1 protein-coding gene is annotated in these 327 nt (G+C 52.3%); it reads left to right on the plus strand.

Annotated features, from left to right (window positions below; translation table 11 throughout):
• Window positions 1-327 (plus strand): virulence-associated E family protein (locus DWY76_RS14465; RefSeq protein ID WP_243112069.1); only part of this gene is annotated, 327 nt, incomplete at both ends.

The raw sequence follows: 327 nt of genomic DNA on the forward strand, positions 1-327 counted from the left end.
CCGGGGTGCAAGTTTGAAATCATGCTTTGTCTGGTAGGCGGTCAGGGGGCTGGAAAGTCCACCTTCTTCCGTCTGCTGGCAGTCCGGGACGAGTGGTTCTCCGATGATTTGCGGAAGCTGGACGATGACAATGTGTACCGTAAGCTGCAAGGTCACTGGATTATCGAAATGTCGGAAATGATGGCAACCGCAAACGCCAAGAGCATTGAGGAAATCAAGTCATTTTTAAGCCGACAGAAAGAGGTTTACAAGATACCCTATGAAACCCACCCAGCAGACCGCCCCCGTCAGTGCGTGTTTGGCGGCACTTCCAATGCCCTTGACTTC

It is taken from the genome of Faecalibacterium sp. AF27-11BH (assembly GCF_003603005.1).
In the GTDB taxonomy this organism is placed as follows: domain Bacteria; phylum Bacillota; class Clostridia; order Oscillospirales; family Ruminococcaceae; genus Faecalibacterium; species Faecalibacterium taiwanense.